At 65.4% G+C, this 25,590-nt stretch carries 25 protein-coding genes and 1 riboswitch; of the genes, 11 read left to right on the forward strand and 14 right to left on the reverse strand.

Translation table 11 applies throughout. The features are described from left to right. Nucleotides 1-17 precede the first annotated feature (17 nt). From AC04SI_RS04370 to cbiE, 6 genes are read right to left on the reverse strand one after another with little or no spacing between them, the layout of a single operon-like run. Nucleotides 18-794 carry an adenosylcobinamide-GDP ribazoletransferase gene (locus AC04SI_RS04370; protein ID WP_404275662.1) on the reverse strand — a complete coding sequence of 259 codons (777 nt, stop codon included), beginning with the start codon at nucleotides 792-794 and terminating at the stop codon, nucleotides 18-20. A gap of 3 nt (nucleotides 795-797) precedes the next feature. Then, complete coding sequence (locus tag AC04SI_RS04375; RefSeq protein WP_404275664.1) at nucleotides 798-2,108, reverse strand: cobyrinic acid a,c-diamide synthase CobB; 1,311 nt, start codon at nucleotides 2,106-2,108, stop codon at nucleotides 798-800. Continuing rightward, a complete protein-coding gene (gene cobA / locus AC04SI_RS04380) occupies nucleotides 2,105-2,923 on the reverse strand; it encodes a uroporphyrinogen-III C-methyltransferase (RefSeq protein ID WP_404275666.1) in 819 nt (272 codons plus the stop codon). The genes AC04SI_RS04375 and cobA overlap by 4 nt, the downstream gene beginning before the upstream one ends. Continuing rightward, nucleotides 2,920-3,684 (reverse strand): precorrin-4 C(11)-methyltransferase, encoded by a 765-nt coding sequence (gene cobM, locus AC04SI_RS04385; protein WP_404275668.1) that lies wholly within the window; start codon nucleotides 3,682-3,684, stop codon nucleotides 2,920-2,922. Before cobM ends, cobA begins: the two co-directional genes overlap by 4 nt. Continuing rightward, entirely contained in the window at nucleotides 3,681-4,067 is a 387-nt protein-coding gene (locus AC04SI_RS04390; protein WP_488473958.1) for a cobalamin biosynthesis protein, read from the reverse strand. The genes cobM and AC04SI_RS04390 overlap by 4 nt, the downstream gene beginning before the upstream one ends. After that, complete coding sequence (gene cbiE / locus AC04SI_RS04395; protein WP_404275672.1) at nucleotides 4,064-5,305, reverse strand: precorrin-6y C5,15-methyltransferase (decarboxylating) subunit CbiE; 1,242 nt, start codon at nucleotides 5,303-5,305, stop codon at nucleotides 4,064-4,066. Before cbiE ends, AC04SI_RS04390 begins: the two co-directional genes overlap by 4 nt. A gap of 1 nt (nucleotide 5,306) precedes the next feature. Between cbiE and AC04SI_RS04400 the strand changes: the two genes are divergently transcribed. Further along, the gene (locus AC04SI_RS04400; RefSeq protein ID WP_404275674.1) at nucleotides 5,307-6,074 is read left to right on the forward strand and encodes a cobalt-precorrin-6A reductase; all 768 of its coding nucleotides are present in this window, start codon (nucleotides 5,307-5,309) and stop codon (nucleotides 6,072-6,074) included. On the opposite strand, the gene AC04SI_RS04405 is transcribed toward AC04SI_RS04400, so the two are convergent. The 8 genes from AC04SI_RS04405 to AC04SI_RS04440 all read right to left on the reverse strand — a co-directional run bounded on the left by AC04SI_RS04405 (nucleotide 6,038) and on the right by AC04SI_RS04440 (nucleotide 16,246). Next, the gene (locus AC04SI_RS04405) at nucleotides 6,038-6,802 is read right to left on the reverse strand and encodes a precorrin-3B C(17)-methyltransferase (RefSeq protein ID WP_404275675.1); all 765 of its coding nucleotides are present in this window, start codon (nucleotides 6,800-6,802) and stop codon (nucleotides 6,038-6,040) included. The genes AC04SI_RS04400 and AC04SI_RS04405 overlap by 37 nt on opposite strands. Next, nucleotides 6,799-7,557, reverse strand: coding sequence for a precorrin-2 C(20)-methyltransferase (locus AC04SI_RS04410; RefSeq protein WP_488473959.1), 759 nt, complete (start codon nucleotides 7,555-7,557; stop codon nucleotides 6,799-6,801). The genes AC04SI_RS04405 and AC04SI_RS04410 overlap by 4 nt, the downstream gene beginning before the upstream one ends. Next, complete coding sequence (locus tag AC04SI_RS04415) at nucleotides 7,554-8,186, reverse strand: precorrin-8X methylmutase (protein ID WP_404275680.1); 633 nt, start codon at nucleotides 8,184-8,186, stop codon at nucleotides 7,554-7,556. Before AC04SI_RS04415 ends, AC04SI_RS04410 begins: the two co-directional genes overlap by 4 nt. Nucleotides 8,187-8,188: 2 nt before the next feature. Further along, the gene (gene cobG / locus AC04SI_RS04420) at nucleotides 8,189-9,700 is read right to left on the reverse strand and encodes a precorrin-3B synthase (protein ID WP_488473960.1); all 1,512 of its coding nucleotides are present in this window, start codon (nucleotides 9,698-9,700) and stop codon (nucleotides 8,189-8,191) included. Then, a complete protein-coding gene (locus tag AC04SI_RS04425) occupies nucleotides 9,697-13,269 on the reverse strand; it encodes a cobaltochelatase subunit CobN (RefSeq protein WP_404275684.1) in 3,573 nt (1,190 codons plus the stop codon). Before AC04SI_RS04425 ends, cobG begins: the two co-directional genes overlap by 4 nt. 19 nt (nucleotides 13,270-13,288) lie before the next feature. Continuing rightward, on the reverse strand, nucleotides 13,289-14,341 hold the full coding sequence (gene cobW / locus AC04SI_RS04430) for a cobalamin biosynthesis protein CobW (RefSeq protein WP_404275686.1): 1,053 nt from the start codon (nucleotides 14,339-14,341) through the stop codon (nucleotides 13,289-13,291). Between the two features lie 2 nt (nucleotides 14,342-14,343). Further along, nucleotides 14,344-14,772 (reverse strand): DUF1636 family protein, encoded by a 429-nt coding sequence (locus tag AC04SI_RS04435; RefSeq protein WP_404275688.1) that lies wholly within the window; start codon nucleotides 14,770-14,772, stop codon nucleotides 14,344-14,346. 39 nt (nucleotides 14,773-14,811) lie between these two features. Then, a riboswitch (cobalamin riboswitch) is annotated at nucleotides 14,812-15,017 on the reverse strand. A gap of 29 nt (nucleotides 15,018-15,046) precedes the next feature. Beyond that, complete coding sequence (locus tag AC04SI_RS04440; protein WP_404275690.1) at nucleotides 15,047-16,246, reverse strand: winged helix-turn-helix domain-containing protein; 1,200 nt, start codon at nucleotides 16,244-16,246, stop codon at nucleotides 15,047-15,049. 334 nt (nucleotides 16,247-16,580) lie between these two features. On the opposite strand from AC04SI_RS04440, the gene AC04SI_RS04445 reads away from it, so the two are divergent. The 10 genes from AC04SI_RS04445 (at nucleotide 16,581) to nuoG (ending at nucleotide 25,590) form a co-directional block, all read left to right on the forward strand. Next, complete coding sequence (locus tag AC04SI_RS04445) at nucleotides 16,581-16,946, forward strand: NADH-quinone oxidoreductase subunit A (protein WP_006203254.1); 366 nt, start codon at nucleotides 16,581-16,583, stop codon at nucleotides 16,944-16,946. Further along, nucleotides 16,937-17,518 carry a NuoB/complex I 20 kDa subunit family protein gene (locus AC04SI_RS04450; RefSeq protein WP_006203252.1) on the forward strand — a complete coding sequence of 194 codons (582 nt, stop codon included), beginning with the start codon at nucleotides 16,937-16,939 and terminating at the stop codon, nucleotides 17,516-17,518. The genes AC04SI_RS04445 and AC04SI_RS04450 overlap by 10 nt, the downstream gene beginning before the upstream one ends. 4 nt (nucleotides 17,519-17,522) lie before the next feature. Beyond that, the gene (locus AC04SI_RS04455) at nucleotides 17,523-18,125 is read left to right on the forward strand and encodes an NADH-quinone oxidoreductase subunit C (protein WP_404275693.1); all 603 of its coding nucleotides are present in this window, start codon (nucleotides 17,523-17,525) and stop codon (nucleotides 18,123-18,125) included. Between the two features lie 41 nt (nucleotides 18,126-18,166). Continuing rightward, nucleotides 18,167-18,544 (forward strand): four helix bundle protein, encoded by a 378-nt coding sequence (locus tag AC04SI_RS04460; RefSeq protein WP_404275695.1) that lies wholly within the window; start codon nucleotides 18,167-18,169, stop codon nucleotides 18,542-18,544. 65 nt (nucleotides 18,545-18,609) lie between these two features. Continuing rightward, nucleotides 18,610-19,800 (forward strand): NADH-quinone oxidoreductase subunit D, encoded by a 1,191-nt coding sequence (locus tag AC04SI_RS04465; RefSeq protein ID WP_404275697.1) that lies wholly within the window; start codon nucleotides 18,610-18,612, stop codon nucleotides 19,798-19,800. Beyond that, nucleotides 19,801-21,096, forward strand: a complete 1,296-nt coding sequence (locus AC04SI_RS04470; protein ID WP_404275699.1) for an NADH-quinone oxidoreductase subunit E — start codon at nucleotides 19,801-19,803, stop codon at nucleotides 21,094-21,096. It abuts the gene before it with no gap. Nucleotides 21,097-21,106: 10 nt separating this feature from the next. Beyond that, nucleotides 21,107-22,411 (forward strand): NADH-quinone oxidoreductase subunit NuoF, encoded by a 1,305-nt coding sequence (gene nuoF, locus AC04SI_RS04475; RefSeq protein ID WP_404275700.1) that lies wholly within the window; start codon nucleotides 21,107-21,109, stop codon nucleotides 22,409-22,411. Between the two features lie 75 nt (nucleotides 22,412-22,486). Further along, nucleotides 22,487-23,200, forward strand: a complete 714-nt coding sequence (locus AC04SI_RS04480) for an NADH-quinone oxidoreductase subunit E (RefSeq protein ID WP_404275702.1) — start codon at nucleotides 22,487-22,489, stop codon at nucleotides 23,198-23,200. Nucleotides 23,201-23,203: 3 nt separating this feature from the next. Beyond that, a complete protein-coding gene (locus tag AC04SI_RS04485) occupies nucleotides 23,204-23,509 on the forward strand; it encodes a pentapeptide repeat-containing protein (protein ID WP_404275704.1) in 306 nt (101 codons plus the stop codon). Further along, nucleotides 23,509-25,590: an NADH-quinone oxidoreductase subunit NuoG gene (nuoG, locus tag AC04SI_RS04490; RefSeq protein ID WP_404275706.1), complete on the forward strand. Its 2,082-nt coding sequence runs from the start codon at nucleotides 23,509-23,511 to the stop codon at nucleotides 25,588-25,590. The genes AC04SI_RS04485 and nuoG overlap by 1 nt, the downstream gene beginning before the upstream one ends.

The raw sequence follows: 25,590 nt of genomic DNA on the forward strand, positions 1-25,590 counted from the left end.
AAGTCTCCGGGGAAGAGTCAGGATAGGGAAACGGAAGCGACGAGCAGGATCGTGATCTCGCCCAGCTGCTGCAGGGCGCCGACCGTATCGCCGGTCTGGCCATCGATCTGGTTGAGGCAAAGGGCGCGGAACGCGGCAAACAGCAGGCCAAGCAGGATGACCGCGACAATGGCGCCTCCGGGCCCAAGCAAGAGCAGCGGAACCGCGCCGAGCAGGGCGCCGGCCATGGCGGTTTCGACCGAAACGGTGCCGGCGCCGGCCGAGAGGCCGTCGGACCGCGCCGAGGGCAAGAGATGCATGAAGGCGCCGAGCAAGCAGCGCGAGGCGGCGTGCGCGGCAATGAGGGCAAAGAGCGCCTGTGTGGGGTCGACGAGTTGCGAAAGCGCGCTCCAGCGGATCAGCAGCGACAGAGCCAGCGCCGATGCGCCGTAGGCGCCGATGCGGCTGTCGCGCATGATCTCCAGTTTCAGGCCGCGCGTCTTGCCACCACCAAAGCCGTCGGCGACATCGGACAGCCCGTCCTCATGCAGGCAGCCGGTGGTGAGCATGGTTGCCGCAAGGGCAAGTGCCGCCGCCGGACCCATGGCAAGGCCAAACCGTTCCGCCGTGGCGTAGACGACCGCGCCGATCAGGCCGACGGCAAGGCCGGCGACCGGTGCGGCCCAGATCGCGGCGGCGAGGCTGCGGCCGCGAAAGTCGAAGACGGGCAGCGGCAGTCTTGTGAAGAAGACCAGGCAAAGCGCGATGTCGTCGAGGATTTGCCGGGGCGAAAGGGTCGAGTTCCGGAGCTTCATCCGCTAGCCCCTCGCAATGGCATGGAAGAACGTGCCGCTGACATGGCCACGCCGGTAGCCGGAGGCACCGAGCGGATTGCCTTGCCCGTCGGCGAGGTCGGCGAGCGGCTCGTCATTGCCGGCAGCAAGCATCTGCGCATAGTGGAACTCATGTCCGCGGACCAGCGTGCCCTGGCTGCCCAGCGGACAATCGGCGCGCAGCCGCGCCTCGCGATAGCCGAGGTTCATCTTGCGCTTGGCGAAGCTGGTGGAGTGGCCGAGCAGGCCAAGCATTTTGTGAGTCTCGCCCGCCGCGTCCTCCAGCGCTTCGCCCAGCACCATGAAGCCGCCGCACTCGCCGTGGACGGGCTTCGTTGCAGCGAAGCTCGCCATGCCGGCCCGGAAATTCCGGGCATCGGCAAGGCGGCCGGCATGAAGCTCGGGATAGCCGCCCGGCAACCAGCAGACATCGCAGCTGGCGTCGGGCGCCTCGCCGGCGAGCGGCGAGAAGGGGACGATCTCGGCGCCGGCCTTGCGCCAGTAGGCGGCGACATGCGGATAGAGGAAGGTAAAGGCGGCATCCTCCGCCAGCGCGATGCGCTGGCCGGGCGGTTGCAAGGCATCGCCGAAGCCGCCGGGCGCCGGCTGGAAGGGCGTTGCCAGCGCCATGATGGCGTCGAGATCGAGCGAGCGCTCGGCCATGTCGGCCAAAAGGTCGAGATGCGCCATCAGGTTCTCGTATTCGCCGGCCTGGACGAGGCCGAGATGGCGTTCGGGCAGGTTGAGCGTGGGATCGCGCAAAATGGCGCCGACGACGGGCAGGCCGAGCGCCTCGATGGCGTCGCCGCAGAGGCGGCGGTGGCGTTCGCTGCCGAGACGGTTGAGCACGACGCCGGCCATGCGCACATCGGGATCATAGGTGGCAAAGCCTTTGGCAACCGCTGCGGCAGTCGTCGACTGTCCGGACACGTCGAGCACCAGCAGCACCGGCAAGCCGTAGAGCCGTGCCAGGTCGGCTGCCGAGCCGGAGCGCCCGGCCGGCGCGGGAATGCCGTCGAACAGGCCCATGGCGCTTTCGAGGAAGACGAAATCGGCATCCTCGGTTGCGTTGCCGGCGAGCGCGTTGAGCAAGGCCGGCGACATCGCCCAGCTGTCGAGGTTGACGCCGGACAGCCCTGTGGCGGCGGTGTGGAAGCCGGGGTCGATATAGTCGGGACCGGACTTGGCGCCGCGCACCTTGACGCCGCGCCGGGCAAGCGCGCGCAGGATGCCGATGGTGACGCTGGTCTTGCCGGAGCCCGAGCGCGGCGCGCCGATGATGATGGCGCGGGTCATGGTTCGCCCGCCAGTGCCGCGCGCATGGCGACGATGCCGCCGACGACGATCAGTGCCGGCGCGGTCAAACCGGCTGCGGCCGCCTCTTCAGCGATGGTGGAGAGCGTGGCGACGACGATGCGCTCCTGCGGTGTCGTCGCGGACACGATCACCGCCGCCGGTGTCGACGGTGCCAGGCCGCCATCGAGCAGCGAAGCGGCGATGACGGGGAGATTGGCCATGCCCATATAGACGACCACGGGCTGGCCGGTGCGGGCGATTGCCGCCCAGTCGAGGTCGTCTTCGGTGCCGGCGGCGTGGCCGGTCGCCAGGATCACCGCCTTGTTGATGCCGCGCATGGTGGCGGGGATGCCTGCGGCGGCGAGCGCGCTGAGGCCCGACGTCAGCCCGGTCAGGACGCGGAACGGGATCGCTTCACGCGCAAGCGCCAACGCTTCCTCGCCGCCACGGCCGAAAATATAGGGATCGCCGCCCTTCAGCCTGACGACGCGGCGTCCCTCGCGCGCCAGCCGCACCAGCAAGGCGGTGATGTCGTCCTGTTTCATTGACGGCTGGCCACCGCGCTTGCCGGCATAAAACAGCTCGGCGCCCTCGGCGACAGCAACGACATCGGGCGAGACCAGCGCATCATAGACAAGCGCGTCGCATTGTCCGAGTGCGGCCAGCACCTCCAGCGTCAGGCAGCCGGGATCGCCGGGGCCGGCACCGGCCAGCCAGACGTGTCCGGGCTCCAGCTCACGCGGCTTGAAATTCAGCCGCGCGAGCGCCTGCTCGACCGTTGCGTTTCCGCTCTTATGCTTGGCGCTGCCGCTCACAATCCGTCCCGTCCGCGAAAACGCCGCTGGTAGTGGGCGTCGTAAAGTGAACTTTCGCCGAAATTCTGTGCCGCCAGTGAACTGCCGACAAAAATGATCGCCGTGCGCTCCATCGGATCGGCGGCGAGTAGCGCCTCGATGGTCGCCAGCGTGCCGGTCATGACGCGCTCGTCCGGCCAGGAGGCGCGGAAGACCACTGCCACCGGGCAATCGGTGCCATAGAGCGGTGTCAGCTCGGCGACGACGCGGTCGATCGCATGGATGGCGAGATGGATGGCAAGTGTGGCGCCGGTGCGGCCGAAGCCGGCAAGTGTTTCGCCGGGCGGCATCTTCGACGCGCGGCCGGAGACCCGGGTCAGCACCAGGCTTTGCGCGATTTCGGGAATGGTCAATTCGCGGCGCAGCGCTGCCGCTGCGGCGGCGAAGGAGGGCACGCCCGGCGTCAGCGTGTAAGGGATGCCATGCTTCTCCAGCCGACGGATCTGCTCGGCCACCGCGCTCCATACCGAGAGGTCGCCGGAATGCAGGCGGGCGATATCGTGGCCGGCTTTGTGAGCGGCGACATATTCGGCCTCGATCTCGTCCAGCGACATCGGCGCGGTGTCGATTATCTTTGTCCCGGGCGCGCAGTGCTGCAGCAATTCCGGGGCGACGATCGATCCGGCATGGAGACAGACCGGGCAACTGGCCAGCAGCCTTGCGCCGCGCAAGGTGATGAGGTCGGCAGCTCCGGGGCCGGCGCCGATGAAGTGGACGGTCATGGCGCATCTCCGCTGATGGCGATGGCGCAGGTGACCGCGCCAAGCACGGTGCGTGGCCCCAGCAGCTTTGCGCCTTTGCCGGCCGCGGCGAGCGCGGAGGCTTCGGACACCGACGGCGTGCCGGCATGCGCTTCCGACAATTCGGAGCGGCTGAGCGTGCGCGAGGATGCAACCTTGAGGGCATCGTCCTCGACAACGATCACCGGGAGAGCGAGTTCGCGCCCAGCGGAGAAGATTGCCGGTTCGTCCTGCTTGAGAGAGGCGGTCGCCAGGGCGGACAGCGCCGTCATCGCCAGCCCGTGTGCCTCCAGCGCGGTTTCAATCGCTGCAAGCACCTCGCTTGCTTTGACGCCCTTGCGGCTGCCGATGCCTGCAACCATCATGGCTTCACCCAGCTCCATTGGGTGACCGGCATGGCCGGCCGCCATGCCTGCATCGAGCCGACCGGGGAAACCCGGGATATGGCGATGCGGGTCAGATCGCCGCCGTGCCTGGTGTGCTGGGCAAGCAGCAAGGCCTCCATCTCCAGCGTCACGGCATTGGCCACCAGGCGGCCACCGGCGCGTAGCGCCTTAATGGCTGCGCTGAGCACGCCGGTATCGCTGCCACCGCCACCGATGAAGATGGCATCGGGTGTGTCCAGTTTGGCTAGCGCCTTCGGCGCCGAACCTTCCACGACGACAAGACCGGGTACGCCGCAGGCAGCAGCGTTGCGATGAATGCGGGCGGCACGGGTCGAATCGGCCTCGATCGCGATGGCGCGCATCGAGGGGTGGGCCAACATCCATTCGATGCCGATCGAGCCGGAACCGGCGCCGATATCCCACAGCAGTTCGCCGCGCCTCGGTGCCAGCGCAGACAAGGTGATGGCGCGTATCTCGCGCTTGGTGATCTGGCCGTCATGGTCGAACAGATGGTCGCCAAGGCCCGATGTCAGCGGCAGGATTCGGGCATCCGGAGTTGAGTCAACTTCGATCGCCAGCACGTTGAGCGGGCTGATGGTTTGCAGTTCGAAAGTATTCGCGCGCGCCTCGCGGACTTGCTCGTTTCTGCCACCCAGCGCCTCCAGAACGGTCAGCTTCGATTTGCCGAAATCGAGTTCGGTCAGCAGCCGTGCGATGGCGGCCGGCGCCTCGGCGTCGGAGGTCAGGGCGAGGATGCGTGTGCCGGGGTGCAGCAGCGGCCGGATCAGGTCGATCGAGTGGCCATGCAGGGAAATGGTCTCGATATCCGGCAAAGCCCAGCCGAGGCGGGATGCAGCCAGCGAAAGCGACGATGGCGCGGGAATGACATGCATGTCCTGCGTCCTCACCTTGCGGGCGAGGGTGGCGCCAACCCCGTGGAAGAACGGGTCGCCGGAGGCGAGCACGCAGACGCTTTTGCCGGCCAGCGCCAGCACGTCGCGCATGTCCGCGTCGAAGGGCGTTGGCCAAGGCCGAGCTTCGCCCTTGATGAGCGGCGTCACCAGCGCAAGGTGGCGCTTGCCGCCGAAGACGAACTCGGCCCCGGCAATGCGCTGCTTGGCCTCGTCGCCGAGACCCGCTAAACCGTCCTCGCCGATGCCGACGATTGTGAGCCATCTTGAGTTGAGCTTGGCGTCGCGCGGACCCTCAGCAGGCATGATGACCCACCGTATTCTGATCCTCGGCGGAACCTCCGAAGCCCGGCAACTGGCTGGAAAGCTCGCAGCGCGCGCCGATCTTTCGGTCACGCTGTCGCTGGCCGGCCGCACCGAGAGCCCTGTCGCGCAAGGCGTGCCTGTCCGCACGGGAGGGTTCGGCGGTGAGCACGGGCTGGCGGCGTATCTCAAGGAAGCCGGCACGGATCTGCTGATCGACGCCACGCATCCCTATGCGGCGCGCATCTCCGCCAATGCGGCGCAAGCGGCGCGGCGAGCCGACGTGCCGATCATGGCACTCAGGCGTCCCGGCTGGGAGCCTGTCGAGGGTGACCGCTGGACGCTGGTCGACGAAGTGGCTGGCGCGGTCGAGGCGCTCGGCCAGGCGCCGCGCCGTGTCTTCCTGGCGCTTGGCCGGCAAGAGGTCGGCGCCTTCGAGGCAACACCTCAACACCGCTACCTGATCCGCAGCGTCGATCCGGTGGAGCCGAGGCCGGCGGTGCCCGACGCAACCTATCTGCTGGCGCGCGGGCCGTTTCGGGAAGCCGACGAACGCGCGCTGCTTGTCGAGCACGGCATCGACGTTATCGTGTCCAAGAACAGCGGCGGCGAGGCGACCTACGGCAAGATCGCGGCGGCACGAGCGCTCGGCATCGAGGTGATCATGGTGCGCAGGCCGGCGCTGCCGGACGTTCCCTCGGCTGAAACCGTCGAAGCGCTCGCCGACATGGTCGATCATTTTCTCGAACCCGTCGCCGAGCGCGGCGTGTAGACCAGCGACGGCCGCTCGCCGCGGCGGATGATCCTGGTTTCCGGAGAGCCGATGATGATGCAGGTCGCCATGTCGGCCTTTTCCGCATCGGCGTCGGCCAGCAGAAAAACCTCGATGCGCTCGTCGGGCCGGCCGGCGGCGCGGCCGAAGATGACAGGCGTCGTGCCGGGCAGGATGGCGGCCAGGCATTCGAAGGCGCGGCCGAGCTGCCAGGGGCGCGCCTTGCTGATCGGGTTGTAGAGCGCGATGACGAAACCGGCGCCGGCCGCCGCCAGCAAACGCAGTTCGATCAATTCCCACGGCTTCAGATTGTCGGACAGCGAGATGGCGCAGAAATCATGGCCGAGCGGCGCGCCGATGCGGGCGGCAACGGCGAGCATGGCGGTGATGCCGGGCACGACGGCGACGTCGACAGCGCGCCATTCGGCAGGGCCGGCCTCGATCGCCTCGCAGACGGCCGCCGCCATGGCGAAAACGCCGGGATCGCCACCGGAAACGACGGCGACGTCATGGCCTTCGGCGGCCTTGATCAAAGCATCCTTGGAGCGGGCGAGCTCTTCGCGATTGTCGGAGGCGACGCGGGTCTGGTCCGGGCGCAGCTCGAGCCGGTCGAGATAGGGCTTGTAGCCGTAGAAGAACTTGGCTTCCGCCACGGCGCGGCTCGCCTCGGGCGTGACCTGGTCGGCATTGCCGGGCCCAAGGCCGATGACAGTCAGGCGGCCACTCATGGCTTGGCTCCCGACGCGCCGGGCCGGGCCGACCAACCGGCCACCAGCACGATGGCGAAGTAGGGGGCCTTGTCGTCCTGCTTGTCGGCCAGCCGCATCGAGATGCTGCCCGGCATGGTGCCGCGCTCGACATAGACGGCTTTCGTCAGCTTGCCCGTTGCCTGCAGCGCCCGCCTGATCTTGGGCAGGTTGCGGCCGACCTTCATGATGACCGCGGCATCGGTGTCGGCCAGGCGGCGCGTCAATTCGAACTCGCTCATCGTGCCCGGCAGCACGGTCAGCACGTCGTCGCCCTGGACGATCGGCAGGCCTGTCGCCGACCAGCAGCCGGACATGGCGGTGACGCCGGGAATGACCTCGGTCGAAAAGCGATGCGCCAGGCGGACATGCAGGTGCATATAGGAGCCGTAGAAGAGCGGGTCGCCTTCCGACAATACCGCGACCATCCTGCCGGCATCGAGATGTCCGGCGACCGCCTCGGCCGATTGCTCGTAGAATTCGGTGATCTGCGAGCGGTAGTCGTCGTGATCCTTGTCGATCTCGGTCGTGACGGGATAGAGCAGCGGCAGTTCCAGCATATCCGGCCGGAAGCGCGCCTCGACGATGGCGCGCGCATTGCTGTTGTTGCCGCGCTTGGCGAAATAGGCGACGACATCGGCTTCAGCCAATGCCCGTGCTGCCTTCAGCGTCAACAATTCGGGGTCGCCGGGACCGGTGCCGACGCCAACCAGACGGCCTTTTGCGAGCGCGTTCACAGGCCGGGCCTCGCCAATGCGTTGAGCGCGGCGGCGGTCATGGCGCTGCCGCCCAGCCTGCCGCGCACGATGGCGTAGGGCACGCCATAGGAATTCTCGGCCAGCGCATCCTTGGATTCGGCAGCGCCGACAAAACCGACCGGCATGCCGATGATCGCTGCCGGCTTCGGCGCGCCGTCGCGCAGTTTCTCCAGCAGATAGAACAGCGCAGTCGGCGCATTGCCGATGGCGACGACGGAACCGGCCATGCGCTCGCCCCAAAGATCGATGGCGGCGGCCGAGCGGGTATTGCCGATCTCCTTGGCAACCTCAGCGGTGCGCGGGTCGCGCAAAGTGCAGATCACCTCGTTGCCGGCCGGCAGCCGGGCGCGGGTGACGCCATGCGAGACCATCTCGGCATCGCAGAAGATCGGCGCGCCGGCCGAAAGTGCGGCGCGCGCGGCGGCGACGAAATCGCTGGAAAAGACAAAATGCTGAGCGGCCTCGACCTGGCCGCAGGCATGGATCATGCGGATGGCGACATCGGCCTCTGCCTCCGAGAAGCGCGACAGGTCGGCCTCGGCGCGGATGATGGCGAAGGAGCGCTCGTAGATCGCCGTGCCGTCGTGGATATAGTCGTAGGCGGCCATGCTCATTCCTGTCGGTAAGCTTCTGCGATGCCGGCCGCGCCAAGCCTTGCCAGGCAGGCAGCAGCGGTCTCGCCCCGAAGTCGTTCTTTGCGGATTGCCGCTGCAACGCCACTGACACCGCGCGCGGCGTCATAGCCCGGCCTGTATCCGGCAGGAAGAGCCTTTGCCGTCGCGTCCACGACAAGTCCGGCTCCGTTTTCGCCACCGACCAATGTCAGTGCTGCTTTGCCCGGATGTGCGCAGCCCTTGGCACAGCCGGAAATGTGCAGGGTCAGGGAGGCATCGAGGATGTCGGCGTTTTCGGCCGCGATGGTCTCGGCGATGTCGCGGGTGGCTATTTGGCCGGAGGCGCAGGCCGGCGTGCCGGGGCAAGCGGCGATGCGCGTGCGTGGGTCGGCGGGGGTTGTGACGAAGCCGAGGGTGGTGGCTGTGTGCTGGAGGGGCGGGCAGGCGGCTGGCGAGAGGCCGAGGAAAAGTATGGCGCGGCCGGGCGCCAGCCGGATTTCGGTAACGCCGAGGGTGAGGGCACGTTGGGCGAGATCGATGAGTTTTTCCGCTGGCATGCTGCCGATGGGCAGGCCAATGCCGAGGGCGACGCTGGCTGCGGCCAAGTCGAAGATGCCGACGGGTGAGCGGGCCGAAGGTGTCTGAGGAAGGCGTTCCTTCGCGCCCCCCTCTGTCCTGCCGGACATCTCCCCCACAAGGGGGGAGATTGTACTCGCGCGGCCGGTTTCGCCAATCGCCGAAGTTGAAGCATGCGGTGAGAATGCAGAAAGCAAGCCGTCGGCGGAGCTGCCAATCTCCCCCCTTGTGGGGGAGATGTCCGGCAGGACAGAGGGGGGCGCGAAGGAATGCCAACTTGCGAGGGATCTGAGCTGTCTCTCCGACAAATCCCGTGCATGGGCTTCGCGACCCTTTTCGGCAATCATCCTTAGAGCGGCAACGGCGGTGTCACGGGCCGCATCGCCCTCGGCAACGGCAAGCGGCGTCGCGGTCTGCCCATCCCCCGCAACAGACACCTGCCAGCAAAGTCCCACGTTGGTCCGCACCGCGATCAGGCGCACATCGGCCGTCACCGCATCCATGGTCAACTGCCCGCCGCCGTCGACGATGACCGAAACCTTGGGGCCCAGCCGCTGCGCCAGCCCGGCTTGATCAACCGCTGCACGCACGCTCTCCGCCAACGGGCGCGGGTCGGCGACCTCTTGCGGGTCGAGCCCCGCCAGCGGTCCGGTCTCGACCGGTACACCGGTGCGCACGGCAATGCCCAGCGCGTGGACCTCTCCGGCCAGCCGCCGCGCGCTTTCAGCCGTCAACCCCCGTATCTGCAAACTGCCGCGCGCGGTGACTTCCATGATGCCGTTGCCGTGCCGCAATGCGGATTCGCCGAGTCCGATCAGCGACTTCGGCGAAAGTCCTCCAGCGAATGGATTGAGCCGCACCAGCAGCCCGTCGCCGGTCTGCATGGGCTTGCTGAGCGCAGGGCAGGCGCCACGGCGGGAGAAGGCGTTCATGCCGCCACCCCATGGGCTTCGGCGATCAGGGTGGCGAGATCGTCGTCGATGGAATTGCGCAGCGGATGCCACAGCCCGCGCCTCCGCGCTGATTGGAACCGCTCGGCGATGACTTTGGCTGCCGCCGGGTTCTCGCGCAGGATGAAGGCGCGGACATCTGGATCGCCAAGATAGGCGTCGTGCACCGCTTCGATCAGCGTGCCCGAAATGGCCTGGGTGGTTTCGGCAAAGCCGACCAGGCGGTCGACCGTTTCGGCGAATTCCGAGGCGCCGCGCGGACCATGGCGCATCTGCCCGGCGATGAAGCGCGGATTGACGGCGCGGGCGCGCACGACGCGCGACACAGCCTCGCCGACCGAACGCGGCTTCGGTTTCTGCGGATCCGTGGTGTCGAGCACGATGACGTCGGCGTTCCTGCCGAGGGCCGCAAGAGCTGCCGAAAAGCCGCCGATGAAGGCGACATCGGCTGAGCCTTCCAAAATGTCGCGGCCGGGGTCGTCGCCAGTGTGGACGAGGAGGTCGGCTTCGGCGATGCGGGTCTCGAAGGCGCCGGGCGCGGAGACCGCTTCGCCGTCGGCGCCGCCATAGGCATGCGAGGTGGCATTGAGATAGGCACGGCCGATTTCTTCGCGCGCGGCCCAGTAGCCGCTTGCCAAAAGATCCTCGACGCCGGCGCCGTAGGTGCCGGGCGAGGTGCCGAAGATGCGCGGGCTGATCTTGCCTTCGGTCCGGGTCCTGGCCGCCAGCGGGTTTTCCGAATCCTCCTCGTCGCGGGTGGCAACGGCATTCGCCGCGGCGTCGATCAGCGCGATCTGGGTCGGGAACATGTCGCGGAACAGGCCCGAAATGCGCCAGGTGACATCGACGCGCGGACGGCCGAGCGTGGCCGGCGGCAGCACTTCGATGCCTGTGACGCGGGCAGTCGCGGCATCCCATTGCGGCCGGCAGCCCATCAGCGCCAGGCCTTGCGCGATTTCTTCGCCGCCGGTGCGCAGCGACGCCGAGCCCCACAGGTCGATGACCAGAGAGCGCGGCCAGTCGCCATGCGATTGCATGTAGCTGCGCACCACTTCTTCCGCCGCAGCTTTGCCCAGATCAAAAGCGGTCGGCGTGGGCATGGTGCGCGGATCCGACGTGAACAGGTTGCGGCCGGTCGGAAGCACGTCGGAACGGCCGCGCGCGGGCGCGCCGGCCGGGCCGGCCTTGATGTGGCGGCCGTCGAGCGCCGCGAGAAGCGCCGACTTTTCGGCCTCGGCACTTTGGCGGCGCATGGCATCGGGCTCGTTGTCCGGTGCACGGCCGTAGATATGCAAGCCGTCCTTGATGGCGAAATCCTTGAGGTCGCAAAGCCAGGCGTCGATGCGGCGCAGCGCCTCGTCGGGCGCGTCGGTCCTGGCGACGCCGGCTTCTGAGGCGAGGCCGGTCTTTTGCGCGGTGTCGACGATCAGCTTCGCTAGCCGGTCGCGGCGGCGGCGGTCGAGCCCGTCGGCCTGGGCGTATTCGTCGACCAGTCGCTCAAGCTTGTGCTGGTTCTCGTCCAGTCCGGCGCCGGTCAGCGGTGGCGGCAGATGGCCAAGGGTGATGGCGGCAATGCGCCGCTTGGCCTGCGCCGCCTCGCCGGGGTTGGAGACAATGAAGGGATAGATGACGGGTAGCGCGCCGGTGACGATCTCGGGAAAGCAGGTATCGCTGAGCGCGACCGTCTTGCCGGGCAGCCATTCCAGCGTACCGTGGGCGCCGACATGGATGAGGGCATGGACGCCCAGCGATCTGCGCAGCCACAGGCCGAAGGCGATCAGCGCATGGCGCGGAGGTAGGGTTGGGTCGTGGTAGTCGGCGCGGCGGTCGGCTGACCGGCCGCGATCGGGGGCGAGGGCTACGGTGACGTTGCCGAAGGTGGCGGCGCGGAAGGGGAAGCGTTTGCTGTCCGCTACCGGCAAAGGTTGGCGTTCTGTCACGCCCCCCTCTGTCCTGCCGGACATCTCCCCCTCAAGGGGGGAGATTGGCAGCTCCGCTGACGGCGCCATCCTTGGAGCGCTGGCGATTAGCGAAGGCCGAGGTGAAGAAACAATCTCCCCCCTTGAGGGGGAGATGTCCGGCAGGACAGAGGGGGGTGCCTCGCGCAAACCTGTCTCTTCGGCCTTGCCCCATGCGGCTTCTACTGCGGAAATTGCCTCAACCGGCAGGTCTTTCGATAAGTCGAGATAGTCACCCAGCCGCAACCCACGATTGCTCCGCTCCAGCGCCTCCAGCAACCCACGCGGCGTTTGCGGAATCCCTTCAACAGCGTAGCCCTGTTCCCTGAGGTCATGCAGCATAGCGAGCACGCTGGACGGCACGTCGAGGCCGACGGCATAGCCGGTGCGGCCGGGGGCGCTTGGGTAGTCCGGGATCAGGATGGCAAGTTTGCGCTCTTCGCGCGGCGCGCGCTGCAGACGGAGGAAGGCTTCGACGCGCCTCGCCACCTGCGCGACGCGGTCTGGCTCGGGCCGGTTGGCGAAGGCGCGAAAGGCCAGTGCCGGATCGGTTTCGCTTTCGCCCTTGAAGGAGATGGTGCCGGCGAGGATGCGGCCGTCGAGTTCGGGCAGGACGACATGCATGGCAAGGTCGGCGGGCGCCAGGCCGCGCTGGTTTTTCTCCCAGACGTCGCGCCTGGTCGTGGCGACGATGACCTGGAAGACTGGCACGCCGGCGCGGTCGAACAGGGTTTCGATGCCGGGCTCCGAGCCGGAGGCGAAGGCTGTGGCGGTGACGATGGCAGCGGAGTTCAGGTTTGCCAGTGCATTCTCGACAAAGGCGAGTGAAACCGGGTCCTTGAGGCTCGAGACGAAGATCGGCACGGGAACCATGCCACGCTGGCGGAGCTCGTCAAAAAGAGCGTCGATGGGCGCGACATCGGCGGCAAGCAGCATCGAGCGGTAGAACAGGATGGGGATGACGGCGACGCGGACGTAGGTGTTGTCGACGTCGAGTTCCTTGACACCTCCCTTTGAGAGGTCTGGCCTCTCTACGACCCCAAGTCCCGGTCGATAGTAGCCGGCCTTCGGCACCGCAACCGGCTCGGCGACCGCCGCATCTGACCCAGCCAGCCGCGCCAGCCTCTGCACCAGCGCGCTCATATTCGCCGGCCCACCCTCGCGGAAATAGCCGAGCAAGGGGTCCAACTCCTCGCGCGGCAGTGTCGAGCCTTCGATCAGCCGCAGATCCTCGTCGTGGCTCTCGCCCGGCAACAGTGCCAGTTTGATGCCGCGTTCCCGCGCAATCGCGGCAAGCTGGTCGCAGCCATAGCGCCACCAGTCATAGCCGCCGAGGATGCGCACCAGGATCACCCTGGCATGTCGCGCCACGCTGTCGACCCAGAGGTCGACGGACATCGGATGGCGCAAATCGCGAAGTGCGGCGAGCCGCATCGACGGCAGTCGTGCCGCATCCGCCTTCCACGCCGCCGCCAGTCCGGAGAGATCGCTGTCGGTAAACGACAGCGCCACGATATCCGCCGGCGTCTGCCGCAGATCGACAGGCTCGGCGAGGTCGTCGAGCGAGGCGGATGTTGTGGTGAGGATGTGCATTGCGGTTCGGTTTTTTGCCTCAGCCGGCGAGAATACGCTCGATGGCCGGGCGGTTCAGCCCTTTCAGGCCGATGACGACGAGGCGCGAGCGGCGGTCGTCGTCGGCCGTCCAGGCACGGTCGTAATAGTGGTTGACGCGCGGGCCGACGGCCTGCAGCAAAAGCCGCATCGGCTTGCCGCCGACCTCGACGAAGCCTTTCACGCGCAATACGTTTTCCTCTTCGGCGGCGGTGGCGACACGCTTGGCCAGTTCGTCGGGGTTGGCGATCGAGGGAATGTCGACAATGAACGTGTCGAAGTCGTCATGCTCGTGGTCGAATGCGCCGTCATGATGGGATTTGCGGTTCTCGATGTCGTCTTCGACGGCAAGACCGAGGCCGAGCAGCACCGATGGGTCGACCTTGCCTTGCGACGTCGGCACGATCTTCACGGCGCGCGCGGAGTGTTCGTTGATGATCGCGTTGGCGCGGGCCGAGCCGGCGGCGTCCATCAAATCGCTCTTTGACAATATGATCAGGTCGGCGCAGGCGATCTGATCCTCGAACACCTCTTCGACCGGGTCGTCATGATCGAGCGTCTCATCCTGAGCGCGTTGCGCCTGCAGGGCGTCCATGTCGTTGGCGACGCGGCCTTCGGCCAGTGCCGGTCCATCGACAACGGCGATCACGCCATCGACCGTGACGCGACTTTTGACTGTCGGCCACTGGAAGGCCTGGACCAGCGGCTTGGGGAGAGCAAGGCCGGAGGTCTCGATCAGGATGTGGTCGACCTTCGGCGTCAGCGACAGGATCTGGTCCAGTGCAGGGACAAAATCGTCGGCGACGGTGCAGCAGATACAGCCATTGGCCAGCTCGACGATGTTTTCCTCCGGGCAGGTGTCGATGCCGCAGCCTTTCAAAATCTCGCCGTCGATGCCGATATCGCCGAACTCATTGACGATGATGGCCAGCCGCTTGCCGCCGGCGTTTTCCAGGAGATGGCGGATCAGCGTCGTCTTGCCGGCGCCGAGGAAGCCGGTGACGACGGTGCAGGGGACACGGGAGAGGTTGGTGGACGAATCTGGAGCGGTCATGGTCAGTCCTTCAGGATGTCGAGGGGAGGGATGCGGGCGACGAGGCCGCGCTTCAAGGAATCGGGGCGGCCGCGCCAGGGGATGAGGCCGTCGGTCGAGGTGGCGAAGAGCTTTGCGCCGGTGACGAGGTCGGCGCCGCTGGTCGTGGTCAAGTCGCCGAAGACGTAGCTCCAGCAGCCGTCGCGCAGGATCGCGGCGCTGAGGCGGCGCTTGCAATTGCCGAGGCACTCGACGGTGCGGATGCGGAGGTTTTCGCCCGAAGCGGCACGGCGCGCGTCTTGCGCCAGCAGTTCGCCGGCGCGGGGATGGGCGTCGGAGCCGGTTTCGTCGCGGCAGGAGGCGCAGACGATGATTGTGACGCCGGCCAGGGAATCGTCCCCGCCGGACGATATGTCCGCTGTCTCAGCCGGAAAACTGCTGTCGCGCTCCAAATCAGGCTCCTTGCCCGGAAAACCCGCCAGGCGATCGGATTCTTTATGTCACAGACGGCAGGTCTCCTGGCTCGCGGGTCATCGCCTCGGTGCCACCTTCCCGGGAACATCCCAGTGGTTTTCGGCTGAGGCTCGTCGCTTACAGTTGCGGGGACAGCCGCGGATTTGAGATCTTCAGATCCCGCACCGCATTCCCTCTTGGCTCCTCCCTTTGCCGAGAGGAGACCGTCTGCAGCGGATTTAGGCTTGTAGGGACAGTCGTGTCAACGCGCGTCTACGACACGGCAATGTCGGCCAGCGCCGGACCCAGGTCGCCCGCGGGCGTCACCTCGATGCGCTCCAGGCCGAGCCAGCCTTGCATCTGCTTCAATTCCTCGAAGAGTTCTGCAGCGGTTTCTGGCGGTGCGCAGGCTTCGGCATAGGCGGCGTGGACGCGCAGCACGCTTGCGGGGCGGTCGGCCTTGAGGTCGACGCGCGCCACGATCCGGTCGCCGAGCAGGAATGGCAGGACGTAATAGCCGTACTGTCGCTTTTCGGCCGGCGTGTAGATCTCGATGCGGTAGCGGAAATCGAACAGTCTTTCCGCCCGCGCCCGTTCGAAGACGACCGGGTCGAACGGCGCCAGCAAGGCGCGCGCCTCGATCCGGCGCGGCAGACGGGCGTCCTTGTGCATGTAAGCCGGCTTGTCCCAACCCTCGACACGCACCGGCAGCAGCTCGCCCGTTTCGACCAATTCCTCGAGGCGGCCCTTCATGTCGGCTGGCGAGAGGCGAAAGTAGTCGCGCAGGTCGCCGGCGGTGGCGACGCCATGGGCGCGGGCGGACATGCGCAGCAATTCGCGGTGCGCATCCTCGGCAGCCGGCACCGGCAGGTCGAGGATCGCCTGCGGCAGGACGCGTTCGGGCAGGTCATAGAACCGTTCGAAGCCGCGCCGCGACGCCGTGGTGATGCGGCCGGCCCAGAACAGCCATTCGAAGGCGTGTTTGGCGTGGCTCCAGCCCCACCAGCCGCCCGAACCTTTCTGGCCTTCGAGCGCCGATGCTGCGATCGGGCCGCGATCGACGACCTCGCGATAGACCTCCTCGATATAGCCGGCGTGTTCGCGACCCCATTTGGCGAGCCCCAGATACATCTCGTCACCTTGCTCGGCGCGCTGCATGCGCCAGCGCATCAGCGGGTATGTCTCGACCGGCAGGAAGGAAGCCTCATGCGCCCAATATTCGAACACCGTGCGCTTGCGCGTGACGGCGGCATTGTCGAGCAAGGTAAGCGGGTAGGAACCAAGGCGCGAATAGAGCGGCATATAGTGGGCGCGCACCACCGCGCTGACGGAATCGATCTGCAGCAGGCCGGTACGGCCGAGCACGCGGGCCAGGTGGCGGCGGTCCGGTGTGCCGCCCGGCCTCGGGTCGGTAAATCCCTGTGCGGCGAGCGCGATGCGCCGGGCCAAGCCGAGCGAGATTTTTTCCTTCATAGAGACGTCGCCCTGATGCTGTTCAAGCCAAGCAAAAACCGATGATTCCGGGTCATGCTAGCAGGGTTTTGGCGGGATATATGTCAGGAGAGAAAAGTGGAGTAAAAAGTGAAGGAAATCAAACAGGAGCGGATCGGACCAGTTTTCCGGGATATGCCGTCCAGCACCGCGTTTTGAACAAGGTTTGACTTGCTTCGCCGAAAGCGCTGCGCTAACCCTCGCCGCGTTGCAGCATAGGCCACCTAAAACGGTTCAGCGGTTAATCTGTCACGCTTCCGCATTAAGGTTGGTTGCTGTAATCAAAGTGGATCGACCGCCAACGGAAAGCCGCAGCATGAACGCACTTTTGAGTTCGTACCTGCCCATAGTCCTCTTCATCGGCGTGGCGCTGGTCGTCGGCCTGGCGCTGATCATTGCGCCGTTCCTGGTGGCCTACCGCAACCCCGATCCGGAAAAGCTCTCCGCCTATGAGTGCGGCTTCAACTCCTTCGACGATGCCCGCATGAAGTTCGACATCCGCTTCTACCTGGTGTCGATCCTGTTCATCATCTTCGATCTGGAAGTGGCCTTCCTGTTTCCCTGGGCGGTGTCGTTCTCGAAGATCGGCATGCTCGGTTTCTGGTCGATGATGGTGTTTCTGGCGGTGCTGACCATCGGCTTTGCCTATGAATGGAAAAAAGGAGCGCTGGAATGGGATTGAACGACAGTTCCGGCACGCTCGTCGCACCGAAGCCCAAGGGCATCATCGACCCCAATACCGGTCGACCGGTCGGTTCCGACGACCCGTTCTTCCTCGAAATCAACAACGAGTTGGCCGACAAGGGTTTTCTCGTCACCTCGACCGAGGCGCTGATCACCTGGGCGCGCAGCGGTTCGCTGATGTTCATGACCTTCGGTCTGGCCTGTTGCGCCGTCGAGATGATCCATACCTCGATGCCGCGCTATGACAGCGAGCGCTTCGGCGTCGCGCCGCGCGCGTCGCCGCGCCAGTCCGACATCATGATCGTCGCCGGCACGCTGACCAACAAGATGGCGCCGGCGCTGCGCAAGGTCTACGACCAGATGCCGGAGCCGCGCTACGTCATCTCGATGGGCTCCTGCGCCAATGGCGGCGGCTACTACCACTATTCCTATTCGGTGGTGCGCGGTTGCGACCGCATCGTGCCGGTCGACATCTACGTGCCCGGCTGTCCGCCGAGCGCCGAAGCCCTGCTTTACGGCATTCTTCTGTTGCAGAAGAAGATCCGCCGCACCGGCACGATCGAACGGTGAACCCATGAGCCAGTCGTTGAACGAACTCTCGACCTATCTGGGCGAGAAGCTGATCGGCAGGGTCAACAACGCGGTGCTGGCCTATGGCGAGCTTACCGTCTCGGTCGAGCCAAGCGACCTGATCGAGGTGGCGACCTTCCTGCGCGACGATCAGCGCTGCCAGTTCATCTCGATCATCGACGTCTGCGGCGCCGACTATCCGTCGCGGCCGAAGCGCTTTGACGTCGTCTATCACCTTTTGTCGCCGAAGCAGAATGTGCGCATTCGGATCAAGGTTCAGGCCGACGAGGAAACGATGGTGCCGTCGCTCACCGCCGTTTATCCCGGCGCCGACTGGTTCGAGCGCGAGACATACGACCTCTATGGCGTGCTGTTTTCAGGCCATCCCGACCTGCGCCGGATCCTGACCGACTACGGTTTCGAGGGCCATCCGCTGCGCAAGGACTTTCCGCTGACCGGTTTCGTCGAGGTGCGCTACGACGACGAGGCCAAGCGGGTCATCTACGAGCCGGTGGAATTGAAACAGGAATTCAGAAACTTCGATTTTCTCTCGCCGTGGGAAGGGACGGATTACGTCCTGCCGGGCGATGAGAAGGCGAAACAGTGAGTAGGGAAGTAGTGAGTAGTCAGTAGTCAGTAGGGAAGGAATTGGAAAAAAGGATCGAATCTTATCGTGACCTGTTGGTGTGGCAATCGGCGATGGTGCTTGCCGAAAATTGCTATCGCCTCACCAAAGGTTTTCCGAAAGAGGAGATTTATGGAATGACCTCCCAAATGCGCCGCTCGGCGGTTTCGATCGCCGCCAACATCGCCGAAGGGTACGGTCGTGAGAATAGAGGTTCGTTCGTTCAGTTTCTGCGCATGGCGCAGGGGTCGCTGAAGGAACTGGAGACGCACATACTGCTGGCATGCCGGGTTGGTTTGCTGGAAAGAGACAATGAGACTGAACTGCTGCTGCGATGCGAAGAGATTGGAAAAATGATGCGATCTCTCATCAGAACGGTCCAGGCAAAGCAGGCGGAATAAGTAGGCATTGAGATTGATGATCACTACTCACTACTCACTACTGACTCTTCGCCAGAGGCGCCAGAATGGCTGAAACCTCCGTCCGCAATTTTAACATCAACTTTGGCCCTCAACACCCTGCAGCGCATGGTGTTTTGAGGTTGGTGCTTGAGTTGGACGGCGAGGTCGTCGATCGCGTCGATCCGCATATCGGGCTCTTGCATCGCGGCACGGAAAAGCTGATCGAGCACAAGACCTACCTGCAGGCGGTGCCTTACCTCGACCGGCTCGATTATTGCGCGCCAATGAACCAGGAGCATGCCTTCGCGCTTGCCGCCGAGCGGCTGCTCGGCATCGAGGTGCCGAAGCGCGGCCAGCTGATCCGCGTGCTCTATTCCGAGATCGGCCGCATCATGTCGCACATCCTCAATGTGACGACGCAGGCGCTGGACGTCGGTGCGCTGACGCCGCCGCTATGGGGCTTCGTCGAGCGCGAAAAGCTGATGGTGTTCTACGAGCGCGCCTCCGGTTCGCGCATGCACGCGGCCTATTTCCGCCCCGGCGGCGTGCACCAGGACCTGCCGCAGAAGCTGATCGAGGACATCGGCAAGTGGATCGATCCGTTCCTGACGTCGCTCGACGATCTCGATGCGCTGCTCACCGGCAACCGCATCTTCAAGCAGCGCAATGTCGACATCGGCACGGTCTCGCTGGCCGATGCCTGGGCCTGGGGTTTTTCCGGCGTCATGGTGCGCGGCTCGGGTGCTGCCTGGGACCTGCGCAAATCGCAGCCCTATGAATGCTATTCCGAAATGGATTTCGACATCCCGATCGGCAAGAACGGCGACTGTTTCGACCGCTACCTCGTGCGCATGGAAGAGATGCGCCAGTCGGCGAAGATCATGCGCCAGTGCGTCGATCTGCTGCTCGGCAAGGAGGGCACCGGGCCGGTGTCGAACCTCGACGGCAAGGTGGTGCCGCCGAAGCGCCAGGCGATGAAGCGCTCGATGGAAGCGCTGATCCATCACTTCAAGCTCTACACCGAGGGCTACCGCGTGCCGGCCGGCGAGGTCTACGCCGCCGTCGAAGCGCCGAAGGGCGAATTCGGCGTCTATTTGGTCTCGGACGGCACCAACAAGCCCTACCGCTGCAAGCTGCGCGCGCCCGGCTTCGCACATCTGCAAGCCATGGACTTTTTGTGCCGCGGCCACATGCTGGCCGACGTCACTGCCGTGTTGGGTTCACTCGATATCGTGTTTGGTGAGGTTGATCGCTAAATGTCAGTCCGCCGTCTCGCAGAAGCCAGCGTCCAACCAGCGTCCTTCGCCTTCAACCGGGCGAATGCGGCGGCGGCCAAGCAATGGATCAAGAAATATCCGAAGGGCCGCGAACAGTCGGCGATCATCCCGCTGCTGATGCTGGCGCAGGAGCAGGAAGGCTGGGTGACCAAATCGGCGATCGAGACGATCTCCGACATGCTAGGCATGCCCTACATCCGGGGCCTTGAAGTCGCGACTTTCTACACGCAGTACCAGCTCAATCCGGTCGGCACGCGCGCGCACATCCAGGTTTGCGGCACCACGCCCTGCATGCTGCGCGGCTCGGAAGCGTTGATGGATGTCTGCCGCTCGAAAATCCATCACGACCAGTTCCACACCAACGACAAGGGCACTTTGTCGTGGGAGGAGGTCGAATGCCTCGGCGCCTGCGTCAACGCGCCGATGGTGATGATCTTCAAGGATACGTTCGAGGATTTGACGCCTGAGCGGCTGGCCGAGATCATCGATCTCTACGGCGCCGGCAAGGGCGCCTCGGTGACGCCAGGGCCGCAGAATGGCCGCACCACGTCGGAGCCGATCACCGGCCTGACCACGCTGACCAGCGAAAAGGCGATCCTCAAGTCGACGCGCGACAAGGAAGCCAAGGCCGCGACAAAGGCCGCCAAGGCGGCGCCGGATGCGATCGTCGCCGAGCCCGTGCCGGCGCCGGCTACCCCCGTCGCGCCGTCGAAGGCCAGCAAGCCGAAGACCGACGCGCCTGAAACCAGCCCGGCGTTGCAATCGCCTTCGCCGGTCAAGGTTGCGCCTGCCGTAGAAAAGGCTGCGAGCGTTGCCGCCCCGCTGCATTCGGCCGCCAACGCCAACAAGGCGGCACCCGAGGTCGAGAAGGTTTCGAAACAGCGCAGCGGTCCGAAGAACAAAGCTGAGCCGGCGGCTGCCTTCAAGGCGCCGGAAGCCAAAGTGCCGGTGGCGAAAGCAGACACTGGTTCAAAGACGGGCAAACCGTTGCTCGACGACAAGAACCGCCCCGCCGGCATCGCCAAGCCTGCGCTGGTCGACGATCTCAAGCTGATTTCCGGTGTCGGCCCGAAGATCGAAGGCACCCTGCACGAATTGGGCATCTTCACCTTCGCGCAGGTCGCTTCCTGGAAGAAGGCCGAGCGCGAATGGGTGGACGGCTATCTCTCCTTCCACGGCCGCATCGAGCGCGACGACTGGGTCAAGCAGGCCAAGGCGCTCGCCAAGGGCGGGGTCGACGAATACATCCGCGTCTTCGGCAAGAAACCGGTCTGAGGGACGAACAATGCTTCAGGACAATGACCGCATCTTCAACAACATCTACGGCCGCTTCGACAAGTCGCTGGCGGGCGCAATTTCGCGTGGCGCCTGGGACAACACGCCCGGCATCATCGCCAAGGGGCGCGATTGGATCGTCAACGAGATGAAGGCGTCGGGCCTGCGCGGCCGCGGCGGCGCCGGCTTCCCGACCGGCCTGAAATGGTCGTTCATGCCCAAGCAGAGCGACGGCCGGCCGAGCTACCTCGTCGTCAATGCCGACGAATCCGAGCCCGGCACCTGCAAGGACCGCGACATACTGCGCCACGACCCGCACACGCTGGTCGAGGGCTGCCTGATCGCCGGCTTTGCCATGGGCGCAATCGCCGCCTACATCTATGTGCGCGGCGAGTTCATCCGCGAGCGCGAGGCGCTGCAGCGCGCCATCGACGAGGCCTACGAGGCCAAGCTGATCGGCAAGAACAACACGTCCGGCTACGACTTCGACATCTACATGCATCACGGCGCCGGCGCCTATATCTGCGGCGAGGAGACGGCGCTGCTCGAAAGCCTCGAGGGCAAGAAGGGCCAGCCCCGGCTGAAGCCGCCATTCCCGGCCAATGTCGGCCTCTATGGCTGCCCGACCACGGTCAACAATGTCGAGTCCATCGCGGTTGCGCCGACCATTTTGCGCCGCGGTGCGGCCTGGTTCTCGTCCTTCGGCCGGCCCAACAATGTCGGCACCAAGCTGTTCTGCATCTCCGGCCACGTCAACAATCCGTGCACCGTCGAAGAGGCGATGTCGATCCCGTTCCGCGAGCTGATCGAGACGCATTGCGGCGGCATCCGCGGCGGCTGGGACAATCTGCTTGCGGTCATTCCGGGTGGCGCTTCGGTGCCGCTGGTGCCGGCCGAGCAGATCATCGACACGCCGATGGATTTCGACGCTCTGCGCGACCTGAAGTCGGGCCTCGGTACCGCGGCTGTCATCGTCATGGACAAATCGACCGATATCGTGAAGGCGATCGCCAGGCTCTCGTATTTCTACAAACACGAGAGCTGCGGCCAGTGCACGCCGTGCCGCGAAGGCACCGGCTGGATGTGGCGGGTGATGGAACGGCTGGTGCGCGGCGAGGCGCAGAAGCGCGAGATCGACATGCTGCTCGACGTCACCAAGCAGGTCGAGGGACACACGATCTGCGCGCTGGGCGATGCGGCGGCATGGCCGATCCAGGGTCTGATGCGGCATTTCCGCGGCGAGGTGGAGCAGCGCATCGACGAGTTTTCGCGCAACGCGCACCGGGCGGAGCCGGTGATGGTGGCTGCGGAATAGAAATTGAAATGCGGGCGTAAGCCCGAGACGAGGATACCGGGCGGGGCATACGAAGAAACGACCAGGAGACGACCGATGGCGCCGTATTCGATACCCTACCCAATGATGCCCGACGTGGACCAGTTCGAGAAGATGAACCAGGACTTGACCAGGATGATGCCGAAGGAGATGGCAAGCGCCGTCAATCTCTTCGCGCATCCTGTCGCGAGCGCTGCGGCAATGTCGGCGCTCGGCTTCGGCTTCGCCAACCACGCCCTTGGCGTCTGGCTCGGCGCGCTCTCCGGCGCGGCCGAGGCTTCGCAGCGGCTGTTCCAGCCGATCGTCGATGATTTCGAGGCAAGAAGCGAAGAGTTTGCGGACGCCGCAGAAAGCGCATCCAAGGCACGCAAGGCGACCAAGACGCTGATAGCCGAGGCGCAGACCTTCGCCAGGGATGTGACCGACATTGCCGCCAACACCGTCGAGAAGGCGCAGGACACTGCTAGCGCCGACACGGTGGCAGGCAATGCGGCAACCGGGTTGATGCCTGAGGATTTCAGGCAGCCCAAAGCCATGGAGCGGCCGGCGAAACCGTCCGATCTCAAGGCGATATCGGGCATCGGTCCGAAGCTGGAGAAGGTTCTGAACGGCCTGGGCGTCTGGACCCATGCACAGATCGCGGCCTGGACGCCCGAAGAGATCGCCTGGGTCGAGGACTATCTATCGTTGGCGGGCCGCATCGGCCGTGACGACTGGACCCGCCAGGCGGCTGCACTTGTGCTGGCCGCCAAGGCCAAGAGGCAGGGGTAGGGCATGGAGGTCCACGACAAGCGTGACGTTCTCGATGTTCGCAATGCCACCAATTCGAGCTTCGATGACGTGAACATGTCGAACACGCAGTTCCACAACGTCAACCTGTCGGCGGCCAGGATCCAGCGCACCAACCTGACCAACGCAAAGGTGGAAGACGCAAATCTCTCGAATACGTTTTTCACCAATGTGAACATGAGCAACGTGAAGATAGAAAACGCAGAAGTCGCCGGCATGATGATCAATGGCATCAGCCTTGGCGACCTCATCCAGGCATATGAGACGGCGAAGACCGCCGGGGGCAATTGATGGCAAAGCTCAAGGTCGACGGGAAAGAGATCACTGTACCCGACCACTACACGCTGCTGCAGGCGGCCGAGGATGCGGGCGCGGAAGTGCCGCGCTTTTGCTTCCATGAGCGGCTGTCGATCGCCGGCAACTGCCGCATGTGCCTGATCGAGGTGAAGGGCGGCCCGCCCAAGCCGCAGGCCTCCTGCGCCATGGGCGTGCGCGACCTGCGCCCCGGTCCGAACGGCGAGGCGCCGGAAATCTTCACCAACACGCCGATGGTCAAGAAGGCCAGGGAAGGCGTGATGGAGTTCCTGCTGATCAACCATCCGCTCGATTGCCCGATCTGCGACCAGGGCGGCGAGTGCGACCTGCAGGACCAGGCGATGGCCTTCGGCGTCGATTCCTCGCGCTATCACGAGAACAAGCGCGCCGTCGAAGACAAGTATATCGGGCCGCTGGTCAAGACGGTGATGAACCGCTGCATCCACTGCACGCGCTGCGTCCGCTTCACCACCGAGGTCGCCGGCATTTCCGAGCTCGGCCTGATCGGCCGTGGCGAGGATGCCGAGATCACCACCTATCTCGAAAGCGCCATGACCTCGGAACTGCAGGGCAATGTCATCGATCTCTGCCCGGTCGGCGCGCTGACCTCGAAGCCCTTTGCGTTCCAGGCGCGGCCGTGGGAACTGACCAAGACCGAATCCATCGACGTCATGGATGCCGTCGGTTCGGCGATCCGCGTCGACAGCCGCGGCCGCGAAGTGATGCGCATCCTGCCGCGCGTCAACGAGGCGGTGAACGAGGAGTGGATTTCCGACAAGACCCGCTTCATCTGGGACGGCCTGCGCACGCAGCGCCTCGACCGCCCCTATGTGCGCAAAGACGGGAAGCTGGCACCGGCAAGCTGGGCGGAAGCCTTCGCCGCGATCAAGGAGCAGGTGTCGAAGACCGCGCCGGAGAAGATCGGCGCCATTGCCGGCGATCTCGCCGCGGTCGAGGAGATGTACGCGCTCAAGCTTTTGATGGCCGCGCTCGGCTCGAAGAATACCGACTGCCGCCAGGATGGTGCAGCCCTCGATCCATCGCTCGGACGTGCCAGCTACATCTTCAACCCGACCATCGAGGGCATCGAGCAGGCCGACGCGGTGCTGATCATCGGCGCCAATCCGCGCTTCGAGGCCTCGGTGCTCAACGCCCGCATCCGCAAGCGCTGGCGCATCGGCAATCTGCCGGTCGGCGTCATCGGCGAGGTCGGCGACACGCGCTATGAGTATGAGCAGCTGGGTGCAGGTCCGGAATCGCTGAAGGACCTCGCCGACGGCAATGGCAAGTTCTTCGAGGTGCTGAAGAAGGCGACGCATCCGCTGATCATTGTCGGGCAGGGCGCTCTGGCGCGCGCCGATGGTGCGGCCGTTCTCGGACAGGCGGCGAAGCTGGCGGCCGCCGTCAATGCCGCCCGGGCCGACTGGAACGGCTTCGCCGTGCTGCACAACGCGGCAGGCCGCGTCGGTGGCCTCGATCTCGGCTTTGTACCGAGCGAGGGCGGCAAGAACGTCGTCGGCATGCTTGGCGGCACGGATCTCCTGTTCCTGCTCGGCGCCGACGAGATCGACATGGGCAAGACCGGCGGCGCCTTCGTCGTCTATATCGGCACCCATGGCGACCATGGCGCGCATCGCGCCAACGTCATCCTGCCGGCGGCCGCCTACACCGAAAAGTCGGGCACTTACGTCAACACCGAAGGCCGGGTGCAGCAGACCAACCGTGCCGGCTTCGCACCGGGCGATGCGCGCGAAGACTGGGCGATCCTGCGGGCGCTTTCGGATGTTCTGGGCAAGAAGCTGCCCTTCGATTCCCTGCCGCAACTGCGCGCCAAGCTTTACGGCGAATATCCGCATCTTGCCCGCATCGACCATGTCGCGGCCGGCAATGCCGACGACATCGCCAAGGTGGCGAAGCTCGGCGGGCGGCTGAACAAGGGCAGCTTCACCTCGCCGGTGAAGGATTTCTACCTGACCAACCCGATCGCGCGGGCCTCTGCCGTGATGGCGGAATGCTCGGCGCTGGCCAAGAGCGGCTTCAAGCAGGCGGCGGAATAA

Source organism: Mesorhizobium sp. CNPSo 4689 (assembly GCF_057784325.1).

Excerpts from the sequence above, each read along its gene's own strand:
- AC04SI_RS04455 (WP_404275693.1), top strand. The coding sequence starts at position 17,523 with ATGAGCCAGTCGTTGAACGAACTCTCGACCTATCTGGGCGAGAAGCTG.
- AC04SI_RS04470 (WP_404275699.1), top strand. The coding sequence starts at position 19,801 with ATGTCAGTCCGCCGTCTCGCAGAAGCCAGCGTCCAACCAGCGTCCTTC.
- AC04SI_RS04370 (WP_404275662.1), bottom strand. The coding sequence starts at position 794 with ATGAAGCTCCGGAACTCGACCCTTTCGCCCCGGCAAATCCTCGACGAC.
- nuoF (WP_404275700.1), top strand. The coding sequence starts at position 21,107 with ATGCTTCAGGACAATGACCGCATCTTCAACAACATCTACGGCCGCTTC.
- AC04SI_RS04445 (WP_006203254.1), top strand. The coding sequence starts at position 16,581 with ATGAACGCACTTTTGAGTTCGTACCTGCCCATAGTCCTCTTCATCGGC.
- AC04SI_RS04465 (WP_404275697.1), top strand. The coding sequence starts at position 18,610 with ATGGCTGAAACCTCCGTCCGCAATTTTAACATCAACTTTGGCCCTCAA.
- AC04SI_RS04400 (WP_404275674.1), top strand. The coding sequence starts at position 5,307 with ATGACCCACCGTATTCTGATCCTCGGCGGAACCTCCGAAGCCCGGCAA.
- cobM (WP_404275668.1), bottom strand. The coding sequence starts at position 3,684 with ATGACCGTCCACTTCATCGGCGCCGGCCCCGGAGCTGCCGACCTCATC.
- AC04SI_RS04425 (WP_404275684.1), bottom strand. The coding sequence starts at position 13,269 with ATGCACATCCTCACCACAACATCCGCCTCGCTCGACGACCTCGCCGAG.
- AC04SI_RS04480 (WP_404275702.1), top strand. The coding sequence starts at position 22,487 with ATGGCGCCGTATTCGATACCCTACCCAATGATGCCCGACGTGGACCAG.
- AC04SI_RS04375 (WP_404275664.1), bottom strand. The coding sequence starts at position 2,108 with ATGACCCGCGCCATCATCATCGGCGCGCCGCGCTCGGGCTCCGGCAAG.
- cbiE (WP_404275672.1), bottom strand. The coding sequence starts at position 5,305 with ATGCCTGCTGAGGGTCCGCGCGACGCCAAGCTCAACTCAAGATGGCTC.
- AC04SI_RS04485 (WP_404275704.1), top strand. The coding sequence starts at position 23,204 with ATGGAGGTCCACGACAAGCGTGACGTTCTCGATGTTCGCAATGCCACC.
- cobW (WP_404275686.1), bottom strand. The coding sequence starts at position 14,341 with ATGACCGCTCCAGATTCGTCCACCAACCTCTCCCGTGTCCCCTGCACC.
- nuoG (WP_404275706.1), top strand. The coding sequence starts at position 23,509 with ATGGCAAAGCTCAAGGTCGACGGGAAAGAGATCACTGTACCCGACCAC.
- AC04SI_RS04415 (WP_404275680.1), bottom strand. The coding sequence starts at position 8,186 with ATGGCCGCCTACGACTATATCCACGACGGCACGGCGATCTACGAGCGC.
- AC04SI_RS04440 (WP_404275690.1), bottom strand. The coding sequence starts at position 16,246 with ATGAAGGAAAAAATCTCGCTCGGCTTGGCCCGGCGCATCGCGCTCGCC.
- cobG (WP_488473960.1), bottom strand. The coding sequence starts at position 9,700 with ATGAACGCCTTCTCCCGCCGTGGCGCCTGCCCTGCGCTCAGCAAGCCC.
- AC04SI_RS04390 (WP_488473958.1), bottom strand. The coding sequence starts at position 4,067 with ATGATGGTTGCAGGCATCGGCAGCCGCAAGGGCGTCAAAGCAAGCGAG.
- AC04SI_RS04405 (WP_404275675.1), bottom strand. The coding sequence starts at position 6,802 with ATGAGTGGCCGCCTGACTGTCATCGGCCTTGGGCCCGGCAATGCCGAC.
- AC04SI_RS04450 (WP_006203252.1), top strand. The coding sequence starts at position 16,937 with ATGGGATTGAACGACAGTTCCGGCACGCTCGTCGCACCGAAGCCCAAG.